This window comes from Pseudoalteromonas sp. AWM4_233, assembly GCF_056158285.1.
The window spans coordinates 3,165,623-3,178,097 of sequence record NZ_JBSWSZ010000001.1 but is presented as its reverse complement, the minus strand read 5'-3'; the positions used below and the strand labels follow the sequence as shown (position 1 = coordinate 3,178,097).

Here is a 12,475-nt window from a genome sequence, read left to right as displayed (position 1 = left end):
ACTGTTAACTCACAGCCTCAGATTCATTTTGCAAGTATGAATCTTTCAGTACACTCATTTTGGGTGGCTGCAGGGCAACAATTTTATCCCCCTCTTTTGGCACATACTTTTGTTCACTCACAAACGGGCGAATTTCAATTTGTTCATCATCTTTGGCATTTTCTTCGATAATGAATAGGGGCAGAGCCTCTTTATTTACCTCTTGATATTTTTGCCAATCGAATTCTTCTGTGAGCTTAGTTGCGCTTATCTTGCCACCTTTTGAGATCAGGCTACTGAGTTTGGCAAAGCTACCTTGTTCACCAAATAAAATTTGGCGAGATAAAAAAGTCGCACTGTCTTTGTTTGCTTTTGCATGGTTGGTTGAAGAGCGCAGTGAAAATACACTCTGTTCATTCAATAAATGAGAAAAATACTGTACACCTAGCGCATTATGATGACGGTTAGGAGAAAGAGCTAGTACCTTATTGAGTTGCGTCATGGGTAAATAGCGTTCAGCATGCTCGGATTGTGGGTTGCCATAATAGCATTGAAGGCCGTCCATACGTGCCATTTTACAGTTTTCCCAAGCCGGGTCTGATAAATGCACGCTGATATTTTGGTCTTGTAAACCCTTAGCAATCGCACGAGCAACATGATTAGCGCCAATTATCAGCAGAGTATTGGGACTCGGTTGTCGGACACCTAAAAACTTAGCGAAAGGGGTGGCAGTTAAGCTTTGAAGTACCACGGTGACTATGATGACAGTGAAGATCAGCGGCACGATTTTTTCGGCATCTGGAATACCTTTTTCAATCATACTTAACGCAAAAACAGAGCCTACTGCAGCGGCAACTATCCCTCGTGGAGCAATCCATGATAACAGCAACCGAGATTTAAATGATAAATCAGAATTAAACGTTGATACTGCAATACAAATAGGGCGGGCAACGAAAAGCACGATAGCGATAAAGATCACGGTATTCAAACCAAGTAACATTATATCGCTAACTTCTAGTCTTGCTGCCAAGAGAATAAATAGACTAGAGATTAAGATCATGGATAAGTCTTCTTTAAACTCTAATACAGAGTCAATTTCCAAATCGTCTTGGTTGCCCAGCCAAATACCAAACACTGTCACTGCCAATAAGCCTGACTCATGGCTTAAATGGTTTGAAAGTGTAAAACTGAAAAGTACGAGCGCTAAAATACCAAACTTATGTAATTCGTAAGGCAGCCACTCTTTTCTGATCAATAAAGTAGTGAGCCAACCACTGATTATGCCTATCCCTAGTCCAACCCCGAGTGTAGAGAATAAGGCCCACATGGTGTGGCCAAATACCTCGCCACTGCCAACTAGACTGACTGCTTCAAAGACTAATACTGCGAATAATGCGCCGATAGGATCGATCACTATGCCTTCCCACCTCAATACACGGTCTATGTCTTGGTTTGGTCGCATGGCATTAAGCATAGGTGCAATGACTGTTGGGCCTGTTACAACCAGCACTGCGCCTAAAATAGCCGCGACACGCCAATCTAGCTGTAAAATATAATAACCAGCAAAAGCAATAATGATAAAGGTCGCGAGCATACCAATTGAGCAGAGGTTACGAACAATTTTACCTATACCTTTTAATTCTCGAAAATGTAAGGTCAGTGCGCCTTCAAAAAGAATAATAGCAACGGATAAAGACACGACGGGGAAGAGTAAATCACCCAGTAAAAGATCTGGGTCGAGTTGACCAGTAACTGGACCAAGTAATAAGCCAACTAATAAAAGAAATAGAATAGCAGGAACTTTAAATATCCAAGCTAACCATTGCGCAAAGACTGAAAAAATGGCAATTCCAGCAATATAAATAGCTGACATGCACTCTCCTATCATATAGACATACGTTAATATGACTTTCTGGTTAATGTAATACCACTCCTAAACATAAAAAATTTTTAAAAGGAGCGTTATAAAACAAATATATAAAGATTTATAAAGTAATTGTCAGATGATTTTTATGACTTAAGGCAGTTCTGTGCTAACCAGCATAAAACGACAAAGTCATTTAGTTAAACATAGACCTGATTAGGAGAATATGTACTTAAAATGAAGAAATAATGAAAGGTGGAAAGTGGTGGAGCTAAGCAGGATCGAACTGCTGACCTCCTGCGTGCAAGGCAGGCGCTCTCCCAGCTGAGCTATAGCCCCACATTCCAGACTGGATACGCTCAGAAATTTATATTTTTTTTATTTCTCCGTCAATACTAAGGTTAAAAAAATCCCAAAGTTTTTGCGTGCTTTGTTACACTGATTGTCAAAATAATAAGAGTGCTGGTTTGTTAACTATGTTGAAACTCCCTTTTCTTTTTACACTTATGGTGGTTCTTTTGTCTGGATGTATTTCAAAGCCTGATGAGCCTTTTAAAGTTGCAGATCAAACATTACACACACGTCTGGCTGATAATGGTTCAAAATTATTCGCCTTCATCGTAACCGTTGAGAAACAAGCTCGGGTGAAGTTAGATACACGAAAAGAGATCTCACGCAGTGAGTTTAAGATGTTTCTAAATGAAGAGCATATTGAAGACTCGCCAGCATTAAAATTAGCTCTAGAAGAGCGTGCGGTACAGCTTCTAAAAACGGCTTTAGACGAGCAAGATTATTGCCAGCAAGGTTACGATATTAAAGAAGTGTATTGGAAAGAGCGTAAGGTGCAATTAAGAGGTCAGTGTCGTGACTGAAGTTACAGAAGTTAATAAGCTATTTGAGTTAGAGAGCTTATTTAAACAATTGAACCTCAATGCAGAAAAATATCAACACCCGCCTTTACACACGTGCCAAGATGCAGATGAACTTAATCTCAACCGGGTTGGTGTAAGGATAAAAAATCTATTTTTACGAGATAACTACGGTAAGCGACATTTCCTATTGTTGGTGCCTGCAGATTATCAGGTAGATTTAAAAGCCCTGTCTAAACAGCAAAAATTATCGCGATTGGGATTTGCATCATCTCAACGGTTAGCTAAATACCTAGGTGTTAAACCGGGCTGCGTTTCAGCGTTAGCGGTTTTCAACGATACTGAACAAGTTGTTACTGTATGGGTAGAATCAAGTCTATGGCAGGCTGAGCAATTTCAGTGTCACCCGTTTTTCAATGATCAGACTTGGGTGTTAAACAAAGCGGATTTAGAGCGTTTTTTTGAGTACACAGGTCATGCGCCTCAGGTCATAGACGTGCCTTGTTTGTAGTTAGTAAGGCATGCAATAAGCCCAAGTGAGCAGCAAACTAATAAACAAGTCAAAAACGCTATATAGCCATATTCTTCAAAGATAAAACCAGGTAAGAATGACCCGAGTGCGCCACCGCTGTAATAAAAAGACACATAAGCACCGTTAGTCACCGAAGCTGGTGCGGTACTAATTTTGTTTGCTAACGGCGCTGCGGTTGCATGTATAACGAACATACAACCACAGAAAAGGGTAAAGCTGACAATGAATAAGCTGAATATATGACTTGTAAGCATGATGTGGCTTACACAATATAAAATAAAAATTAGACTCAGCAGTGCCCAAGCGTTTTTAATTTTCTTATTAAGCCATGGTGTGCATACAGATAAAATTGCTCCGACCAAATAGCCCGTGTAAATAAAACCAATTTCTTTATTATCCGTAATGCCGTATTGATTTTGTACAATAAAGGGTAAAAAGTTCAGTAATGCGGCAAAGCAAAAGAACATGAAAAATACTGCGACGAATAGGCGTAAAAGAACAGTGTCTTTTAAATGCACTACATGCAGCCAGGGCTTTATTTTTTGTTTAGTGCTTTCTTCTTTCTTGGGTTGTTTAGGAATGATTAACGCAAGGAAAACTAAGCCCACACTAACTAAGTAGAAAAAGTTCTGCCACTGCCAAAATGCGGCAAAGTTTGCTGCAAGCATCCTGCCTAAGTATCCCCCAATAATTGAACTACCAATATACAGTGTCATATTTCTTTGTAACGCATCACCTTGAAAAGTGGTGCCGATATAACTTGTCATGCCTATTAGCGCAGCAGGTAATGTAAGGCCTTGTATAAGTCTGCAAATTAATAGTCCTGAGAAGTAATCTGAATAGGCAAAAAGTAAGTTACTTGCAGCAAGGATCAGTAAGGCGATACGCAAAATCGACAACGGATTGAATTGGCTCAGCATAACGCCGTAGCAAAGTGGTGCGATGGCAAGTGGCATCATAGTCACTGTCATTAATGCGCCACTGTTTGCAATTGAAACATCATATAGCTCAGAAAAAATAGGTAACAGAGGTTGAGGGGCGTATAAGACTAAAAATGTACAGACAGAGCAAAGCAGTAATTTAAATAATGACATGGTGTCTGATACCCAAAACAGCGCAAATAAGAAACTATTGTGCTAAACCTTTATAGGCTAGTTAAATATAAAGTTAAATTGCAGAGCATGTTAATGCATGAAACGCGTTAAGTTTAAAGCTTTATCAATTAGTTGGTAATTTTTTGCGCTAAATCACACTTTATTTGCTTTACTTTAGTTAGATTGCAGTTGCACCTCTCTTTGTCGTGTCGTGCATCTGAGTTAATATATTGGGAATTGTATTTTCATGGAGTTGCAGCATGGGTTCTCTACAAGACCAATTACTAAAAGCAGGTTTAACGACTGAGCATAAAGCCAAAGTTGCTAAAACCGAAAAACGTAAAGCACAAAAGAAGAAAAAGAAAAAAGGCGCGACAAGTGATCAATCTGACTTACAAAAGCATATTGAACAAACAAAGCTTGAACAGCAGCGCAAAGCCGAAGAGCTAAATCAAGCTAAGCAAGCTGAGTTAAAAGAGCGCGAGCAAGTTGCTCGTGTTAAGCAAATTTTAGAGCACCATAACCAAGATGAAATTCGTGGTGAAGTGACATTCAACTTTACTTACGACAATAAAGTAAAAGAGTTGGATGTGAACGAGCAAACTAAACAAGCCCTATCAAAAGGGCGTTTAGCAATTTGTGTTCTTGAAGGTAAGTTTTATGTACTTCAAGACGAGCCAGCACGTAAGATCGCTGAAGTTGACGAAAAATACATTGTTTTCCATGTTGCTGACGATACAGCAGAAAGCGATGAAGACGACCCATATGCAGGTTATGAGATACCAGACGATCTAACTTGGTAAATTCGTGATTGGGGCAAGTAAAGAATTCATATAGTCACACAAGAAGAGAAAATTATGAGTAAAGTAAAATATATGGTTTTAGGTGCAGGCATTGCTTTCACTGCATTTGCAAACAATGCAGAAGCTGCAGACGGTAAAGCGTTATACACGGCAAAAATGTGCCAAACATGTCACGGTGCTGAAGGTAAAGCGCCAATCATGGACGCTTATCCTAAAATCAATGGTCAAAACAAAACATATCTACTTAACCAAATGAAAGACATTAAATCTGGCGCGCGCGCTAACGGTATGTCTATGGCAATGAAAGCGATGGTTGCAAATGTATCTGACGCTGAGCTAGAAGCGATTGCTGATTATTTATCAAAAGTTAAGTAATCCACATTGGATTATGAAAAAACCACCGCATGTCGGTGGTTTTTATTTTATTGAACATCGAACAAGAGTCATTTAGACTTCTAAACTTCTAAATTGGCTGGTTGAGCCAAGTTAATATTTTAAGGCAAATTATGTTTGAACTACCAAAACTCAACTTAAAAGACAAAGTCAGCGAACAAGAGTGGCAACTTCGTGTTGATTTGGCTGCGTGTTATCGTCTAGTTGAGCATATGCGTTGGGGGGATTTAATTTATACGCATATGTCTGCGCGTTTACCCGGTACAGATCATTACTTGGTGAATGCATTTGGTTTGAGTTTTGATGAAGTGACAGCATCTAATTTAGTGAAGGTCGACTTACAAGGGAATATTTTAGATGACACGCCATTTGAAATAAATCCTGCTGGATTCACTATTCACAGCGCTATTCACGAAGTAAGGGAAGACGCTCACTGTGTGATCCACCTACATACAAAAGAAACCATTGCTGTTGCCAGCCTTGAGTGTGGTTTATTGCCATTAAGCCAACACTCTATGTTCTCATTGCCCTCGCTGTCTTATCACGATTATGAAGGCTTAGCGGTGAATGAAGACGAAAAAGCGCGTCTACAGAGTGATTTAGGTACTACCAACCATATGCTGTTAGTTAACCATGGTGGTTTGACCGTAGGTCCAACGGTGGGTGATGCCTTTATGCGCTTTTATGACTTACAGCGCGCTTGTGAAATTCAAGTTGCTATTCAAGCGACGGGCCAAAAAGCCGTGCCTGTGCCTCAACCAATCATTGACAATATTTATAATCAAGCAAATGTCGTTCATAGCGGTAGCACAGGTGGTCAGTTAGCCTGGCCTGCAATGCTCAGAAAAGCGTACCGCCTTGATCCTAGTTTTGCTGAATAGGAGCTAACATGAAAGTAACTCGCGTCGAAGTTTTTGATATCCATTGTCCAGACAGACCAGCTTGGACTCCAGTTTTTGTTCGTATTCATACTGATGAAGGTATCAGTGGGGTAGGTGAAGCCGGTCTTGCTTATGACTTAGGTCACAGTGCGGCAGCGAGTATGATCAAAGAAATGGCAGAAGCTTTTCTTATTGGTCATGACCCATTTCAAACAGAAATGCTCTGGTCACGTATGCTACGTGAAAGTTTCTGGGGATTAGGTGGTGGCCCTGTAGTTTACGCTGCGATGAGTGCCATTGATACCGCACTTTGGGATATTAAAGGCAAAGCATTAAATCTGCCTGTTTATCAACTTCTTGGTGGTAAGGTAAACCCAGAGCTACGCACCTATGCGTCGCAGCTACAGTTTGACTGGGATGATGAATTCAAAGCTCTTGTGCAACCTCATGAATATGCGGAAGCTGCACACAAAGCAATTGCCGAAGGATACGACGCGGTTAAAGTTGACCCTATCATGTATGACAAAGACGGTAATACTTATTACGACCGTACTAAGCTTATCTCTCGCGCGGAAATGAAGTTATACCGTGCGCGTATGGCGGCTATCCGTGAAGCGGTAGGTGACGAAGTGGACATTATTTTTGAATGTCATAGTCTACCAGGGGCTACCTCAGCCATTCAAATTGGTGAGATTGCAGAAGAATTCGATTGTATGTATTACGAAGAGCCGGTGAATTACTTAAACCACTCTTTACATGCGAAAGTTGCCGATAAAGTGGCAGTGCCAATTGCTGGTGGTGAGCGTTTATATAACCGCTGGGGTGTCCGTCCATATTTAGAAGATCAAAGTGTAGATGTATTACAGCCAGACATCGGTCTGTGTGGTGGTTTTACTGAAACGAAGAAAGTGTGTGATTACGCGGATATCTTTGATGTGCGTATTCAAGCGCACGTATGTGGTGGTCCTGTTGCCACTGCGGCATCGCTTCATTTAGAAACTGCTATTCCTAACTTCTTAATTCATGAGCACCATACTTATGCGATTAAGAAATGGAACCGTGAGTTATGTATTCAAGATCCACAGCCTAAGAACGGTGTATTCAAAGTATCAGAAGCGCCAGGTATCGGTATTGAGCTAAATGATGAAGTGGTTATGCGTTCTACACGAGTTGAAATAAAGTAACAGCTAAACATCACTAAACCTAAAAAAGGGTCACATTACAGTGACCCTTTTTTAATGACTTAAGTTTTAGCTTGGTGGTGTATTAACTAAACTTAGCCATCTCATGCTCAAGGTCTTTAGTTAAACCTTTAATGCTGTCTGTTGCACTGTGAGCATGGTGAGATACATTGGCAGTCTGTGCCGCCGTATCAGAAATGGTGACTACACGCTGAGCGGTATCTTCACCCGCTGCGAGCTGCTCTTTGGCCGCATGGGCAATCTGGTCACTCATTTGGGAAATGGCTCCCAGAGAGTTCGCAACCATTTGTAATGCATCACTGGCATCTTTAGACATTTTTACAGTCTTTTCAGATGTTTCTACACTTAAGCTCACAGAGCTTTTCGCCTCTTGTGTTGCAGATTGAAGATTACCAATCATGGTATGAATTTCTTCAGTACTTGATTGGGTTCTTTGAGCTAACTGTCTTACTTCGTCAGCAACAACCGCGAACCCTCTACCTTGCTCACCAGCCCTAGCTGCTTCGATGGCTGCATTTAACGCTAATAAGTTGGTTTGCTCTGCAATGCTTTGAATAACACTCAGTACATTCGCAATATTCTTAACTTCATCATCTAAAATACGAATATTATTACCAGCGCTGTCGATTTGCTGTTCTAATAGCGCGATTGCTTGTGCCGCTTCAGACGTTTGCTTATCTGCATTTTGACCTTGCTGCTCGGCTTCTTGTACGGAGTAAGCGGCCTGCTCGGCATGTTCAACAACAGTTTGCGCCGAGGCTGTCAGTTCAGTAATCGCGGAGGCAACCATTTGGGTTTCTTCACTTAAACTTCGGGTAAGTTGCTCTAATTCTTCTGAGCGAGCTTCACCATCATGGCTTTGTGATTGCAACTCAGTACTCACATGTTGGATACCATCGACAACGCCTTTTAGACCCTGTTGCATATACTGCATTGCGGCAATGATGCTTTCTTCATTGGCGTTGTTGGTATTGATGTCTGTGCTTAAGTTGCCGCGAGATACACGTTTCACAATTGAAAGTACAGTATCGAGTTCGGCGCCCAGCTTGTTAGATAGGCCTAAACCAAACTTAGCTAGAGCAAAGGCTAAAGCAGTTGCAATGATAAGAGAGATAACTAAAAGCCACTGAGCGGTATTCCAATAGCGTTCATTGACTTCTTTCATACTTATGCCAGTACCAATATACCAACCAAAGCGAGACGTTTTTTGAACAACAGACGTGAGGTCGACAACTTCCCCTTCACGAACAGAGTCCCAATGATAGGTGATAATTCGATTGGTTTTATTACCGACCAGCCTTTTTACTTTCTGACCTATGCTTTGGCCACTGGCATCTTTAAAGTCGTTAAAACTGGTACCTTGTAATTCGGGGTCGTGAGGAGTGGCAATAAAGTCGAGTTTCTCGTTTACTACAAACACATATTCTGAATCGTGATACTTATTCTCTCTAAGCATTTCGGTGGCTAACTTCTTAGCTTGCGCTTCGTCTAGTTCGCCTGTGGCAACATAATGCTCAAATTGTTCAACAATGTTGACCGTGCTTTTCATGAGTTGATTTATACGAGCAATATTATCACTTTCACTTGCATGGCGAAGCGCTTGTAAACCAAACACTGCAACCACTAGAAGTGAGACGAAAATTGCCGCAGTAAATAAAATTATTTTTATTCTTAAGGTGATACCTGACAGCACGACGGACTCCTAACTTAGTTTAGTCTTTCATGTCTATCATGATTATAGGGTAGATGTTAAGCGAGGATTGAGAAAATGCAGGATTTATGATGTGATATTTTTTCATAAACCCTGCATATTTATATGGTTATTAGCGAATGAGTTTAACTTCCTGTTCATTTAAAGCGCGGTATTCACCAGGTGCAAGCGTTTCATCTAACTCGATACCACCAATATTTTCTCTATGTAATTCAACAACTTTATTTCCAACAGCTGCGAGCATGCGTTTTACTTGGTGGTATTTACCTTCGCAAATAGAGAGTCTTAAGCTGTAAGTCGCTAAGCGTTCTGCTTTTGCAGGTAAAGTTGCATCTTTTTCACCATGTAGCATGACACCTTCCTCTAATTGAGACAGCATTTCATCACTGATAGGCTCTAGGGTTTCTACCAAATAAGTTTTAAATTTCTGCTGCTTAGGAGAAGTGACTTTGTGTGACCAATCGCCGTCATTGGTAATAAGAACTAAACCTGTGGTGTCGATGTCTAAACGACCCGCAACATGAAAGTTTTTTAAGTTGGGCTCATCAAGTAAATCGAACACAGTGGCGTGTATTTCGTCATTATTGGCACAGATATAGTCTTGTGGTTTGTTTAACATATAGTAGCGCAAGCCTAGATAAGCTATATGCTCGCCCTGCCATTCAACATGGTCATCTTGTGTGATTGGGTGATCAAACTTTGTGATCAGTTCTCCATTCACTATAGCATTACGTTTTTTTATACCCGCTTTGACTTTGGAGCGAGGTAACTCTGTTATATGGCTAACGAATTTATCTAATCGACAAGGAAATTTCATGTTAAATCACTTTTGTAATGCATTGTAATGGCATTATACGAAAGCCAATATTTTAAATCAGTTCTTTCTGTATACTTCAGGCAATAAATCATAAACGTGAACACTGAGTTGATAGTCACAGCCCAGTAAATCTTCTAAAGCAAACAGTAAGGTTTCACTGAGGAACTGCTTTTTCTCAACTTCACGTCCCGCCATGATATGGGCTTGAACATGGACAAATCCAGCTTTGCCATTACCAAGCTGAAAATGTTGAAAACTATTCGCTCGGGTCTTTACCGTCGTTAAATCAAATAGCGCAGTGCCAATTGCAGCTTGATGAATGGTTGCGACCAGTTCTTCGGTCTGTATATGTAAGTTGTCTGAGTGCTCAATGATAAAGTGCGGCATAGATGACTTCGCTCGTTAATTATGCGTAAATAACGCTATGTTATGTGAATATAGATGTATTGTCAGATGTTTTTAAAACGCATGCTCGGCGCTATTTTGATCACTGCAGGCTTAATGGGTTGTAGTGATGACGCCGCTAAAGTCAGTTTAGGTTTATTTACTACCAAAGATGTGGTGGTTAAAGCGAAGCAAGATCCCATTGTGACAGGCGTGACTTGTCATATAAGCCATATAGAAGCGGACTTAGATTTTTCAGATCCTTCGGATATGTCAATTGCGTGTCGCCAAACAGGCCCGATTACGGCCGAGCAGTTACAGCAAATAGATTTATCAAAAGATGGTGAAGTGGTTTTTAAAGCCTCTAAAAGTATTTTGTTTAAATCATTAAAAGTGCGTCGTATTTACGATGCCGATACGCAAACCTTATTGTATTTGTCTTATTCAACTAAAGAGACTAGTGGAAGTCACCATCATGCTTTATCGAGTGTACCTTTGTATAACACTCAGGCTTGGAATTGGACTAACAAAGAAAAATAGATATGCTGTCGTTATTTAAAACAAAACCCCTTGTATCAAAAGAAGAAGAAAGTTGGTTAATCGATGCCTTTATTTGGGCATGCGATAACTTTGATGGCCAATATTTCCTAGAGCATACGCAAGTTATCGAGCCGACAGGGCAGTTTTTCCCAGATCAGGTTTCAAGTGTTGAGCAAATGGCGCAAACCGTGTTTAAGCGCGTGCGTGATTACGCGGGCTTACAAGTATGGCCTGTACAATTGGTTAACCCTAACCAAATGATGCCTCAGCAGATTGCGCCTTTTAAATTTGTCGGCTCTAACCGTGGAGCGGATGCGCAGATCGTTAACCCGCCCATTATCCCAATGAGTTTGTCTTATAACCCAAACCAGATTAATCAACCGCAAGACCTTGTTGCCAGCTTGGCAGGAAGCCTAGCTTTGATGATGGTTTATCAAAAAGGCGTTATGCCACCGGGTGGGAAAGAGCAAATTCCTGCAGCCAGTGATGCGTTAGCGTGCTACTTAGGCTTTGGGGTGATGATGAGCAATACCGTCTATCAGTTTAAAGGTGGTTGTGGCTCATGTTATAACCCTTATGCCAACAGGCAAGCGGCGCTTACTGAACCTCAGACTGTGTTTATGCATGCCCTGATCTGTCATTTTAAGCCGCAAGTTGATGGTAAGAAGCATCTAAAATCTCATTTGCGTAGTATGTATAAACAGGCGCAAAAGCAAATTAAAGCTTTATTAAATGAATCAGCCAACCCGTACTTGTTAGCGTTAGAAGAGAAGCGCCATGCTCAGTTATCTTGATGAATTTTTGTTAATCGCCATTGCGCATTTTTTTGCGGTGGCAAGCCCTGGGCCTGATTTTGCCATTGTACTCAAACAGAGTATTCAACAAGGGCGTAATAACGCTTTATGGACTAGCGCAGGTGTTGGGTTGGGGATATTCGTGCATGTCGCATATTGTTTATTAGGTGTGGCTTTAGTGCTAGCAAACTCTCCTGAGTTATTTACTATTTTAAAGTATGTTGCTGGTGCGTATTTAGCTTATATGGGTGTGCAAGCGCTCAGAGCCAAGCCGGCATCTGGTGATGACAATATAGATACCGCGGAGCGTGTTCAAGTTGAATCAGCCTTTAAAGCATTCAAACGTGGTTTTTTGGTCAATGCATTGAACCCTAAAGCGACTTTATTCTTTATGTCATTATTCACACTTGTAATTGCGCCAACAACGCCGACTTCAGTGCAAGCGATATACGGTCTTTATATGGCGTTAGCTACTTGGGCATGGTTCTCATTTTTAAGTATGGTTTTGAGTAAGCAATCTGTGCGTGCCTTTTTTCATCGAGCAGGGCATTGGTTTGATAGAGGCATAGGTGTTGTGCTGATTGCCTTGGCAATTCGAGTGGTGGTGTAGCC

General features: G+C 40.9%; 14 protein-coding genes and 1 tRNA gene. 9 read left to right on the top strand and 6 right to left on the bottom strand.

Going from position 1 to position 12,475, the window contains the following annotated elements; all coding sequences use genetic code 11:
• Nucleotides 1-4: 4 nt before the first annotated feature.
• Both ACXAC4_RS14405 and ACXAC4_RS14400 read right to left on the bottom strand, forming a co-directional pair.
• Nucleotides 5-1,852, bottom strand: coding sequence for a cation:proton antiporter (locus ACXAC4_RS14405; protein ID WP_475162790.1), 1,848 nt, complete (start codon nt 1,850-1,852; stop codon nt 5-7).
• A gap of 254 nt (nt 1,853-2,106) precedes the next feature.
• Nucleotides 2,107-2,182: transfer RNA gene (locus ACXAC4_RS14400), tRNA-Ala, on the bottom strand.
• A 170-nt stretch (nt 2,183-2,352) separates the two neighbouring features.
• On the opposite strand from ACXAC4_RS14400, the gene ACXAC4_RS14395 reads away from it, so the two are divergent.
• Entirely contained in the window at nt 2,353-2,715 is a 363-nt protein-coding gene (locus ACXAC4_RS14395; protein WP_475164144.1) for a hypothetical protein, read from the top strand.
• Nucleotides 2,708-3,223 (top strand): prolyl-tRNA synthetase associated domain-containing protein, encoded by a 516-nt coding sequence (locus tag ACXAC4_RS14390; RefSeq protein WP_475162787.1) that lies wholly within the window; start codon nt 2,708-2,710, stop codon nt 3,221-3,223. The genes ACXAC4_RS14395 and ACXAC4_RS14390 overlap by 8 nt, the downstream gene beginning before the upstream one ends.
• Here ACXAC4_RS14390 and ACXAC4_RS14385 read toward each other — a convergent pair.
• The gene (locus ACXAC4_RS14385) at nt 3,196-4,338 is read right to left on the bottom strand and encodes an MFS transporter (protein WP_475162784.1); all 1,143 of its coding nucleotides are present in this window, start codon (nt 4,336-4,338) and stop codon (nt 3,196-3,198) included. The genes ACXAC4_RS14390 and ACXAC4_RS14385 overlap by 28 nt on opposite strands.
• Nucleotides 4,339-4,598: 260 nt before the next feature.
• Here ACXAC4_RS14385 and ACXAC4_RS14380 point away from each other — a divergent pair, with 260 nt between their 5' ends.
• From ACXAC4_RS14380 to ACXAC4_RS14365, 4 genes are all read left to right on the top strand, one after another.
• Nucleotides 4,599-5,141 carry a DUF2058 domain-containing protein gene (locus ACXAC4_RS14380; protein ID WP_058030972.1) on the top strand — a complete coding sequence of 181 codons (543 nt, stop codon included), beginning with the start codon at nt 4,599-4,601 and terminating at the stop codon, nt 5,139-5,141.
• Between the two features lie 54 nt (nt 5,142-5,195).
• Nucleotides 5,196-5,516, top strand: a complete 321-nt coding sequence (locus tag ACXAC4_RS14375; protein ID WP_421963426.1) for a c-type cytochrome — start codon at nt 5,196-5,198, stop codon at nt 5,514-5,516.
• Between the two features lie 131 nt (nt 5,517-5,647).
• On the top strand, nt 5,648-6,415 hold the full coding sequence (locus ACXAC4_RS14370; RefSeq protein WP_130254031.1) for a class II aldolase/adducin family protein: 768 nt from the start codon (nt 5,648-5,650) through the stop codon (nt 6,413-6,415).
• Between the two features lie 8 nt (nt 6,416-6,423).
• The gene (locus ACXAC4_RS14365) at nt 6,424-7,599 is read left to right on the top strand and encodes a mandelate racemase/muconate lactonizing enzyme family protein (RefSeq protein ID WP_058030969.1); all 1,176 of its coding nucleotides are present in this window, start codon (nt 6,424-6,426) and stop codon (nt 7,597-7,599) included.
• An 82-nt stretch (nt 7,600-7,681) separates the two neighbouring features.
• On the opposite strand, the gene ACXAC4_RS14360 is transcribed toward ACXAC4_RS14365, so the two are convergent.
• The 3 genes from ACXAC4_RS14360 to ACXAC4_RS14350 form a co-directional block, all read right to left on the bottom strand.
• On the bottom strand, nt 7,682-9,310 hold the full coding sequence (locus ACXAC4_RS14360; RefSeq protein ID WP_475162772.1) for a methyl-accepting chemotaxis protein: 1,629 nt from the start codon (nt 9,308-9,310) through the stop codon (nt 7,682-7,684).
• A gap of 130 nt (nt 9,311-9,440) precedes the next feature.
• Nucleotides 9,441-10,145 carry a pseudouridine synthase gene (locus tag ACXAC4_RS14355; protein ID WP_475162771.1) on the bottom strand — a complete coding sequence of 235 codons (705 nt, stop codon included), beginning with the start codon at nt 10,143-10,145 and terminating at the stop codon, nt 9,441-9,443.
• Between the two features lie 57 nt (nt 10,146-10,202).
• Complete coding sequence (locus ACXAC4_RS14350; RefSeq protein WP_475162769.1) at nt 10,203-10,532, bottom strand: 5-carboxymethyl-2-hydroxymuconate Delta-isomerase; 330 nt, start codon at nt 10,530-10,532, stop codon at nt 10,203-10,205.
• A gap of 66 nt (nt 10,533-10,598) precedes the next feature.
• Here ACXAC4_RS14350 and ACXAC4_RS14345 point away from each other — a divergent pair, with 66 nt between their 5' ends.
• From ACXAC4_RS14345 to ACXAC4_RS14335, 3 genes are read left to right on the top strand one after another with little or no spacing between them, the layout of a single operon-like run.
• A complete protein-coding gene (locus ACXAC4_RS14345; protein WP_475162765.1) occupies nt 10,599-11,069 on the top strand; it encodes a CreA family protein in 471 nt (156 codons plus the stop codon).
• A 2-nt stretch (nt 11,070-11,071) separates the two neighbouring features.
• Nucleotides 11,072-11,863, top strand: coding sequence for a hypothetical protein (locus ACXAC4_RS14340; RefSeq protein WP_475162762.1), 792 nt, complete (start codon nt 11,072-11,074; stop codon nt 11,861-11,863).
• On the top strand, nt 11,847-12,473 hold the full coding sequence (locus ACXAC4_RS14335) for a LysE family translocator (protein ID WP_421963418.1): 627 nt from the start codon (nt 11,847-11,849) through the stop codon (nt 12,471-12,473). The genes ACXAC4_RS14340 and ACXAC4_RS14335 overlap by 17 nt, the downstream gene beginning before the upstream one ends.
• Nucleotides 12,474-12,475: the final 2 nt, after the last annotated feature.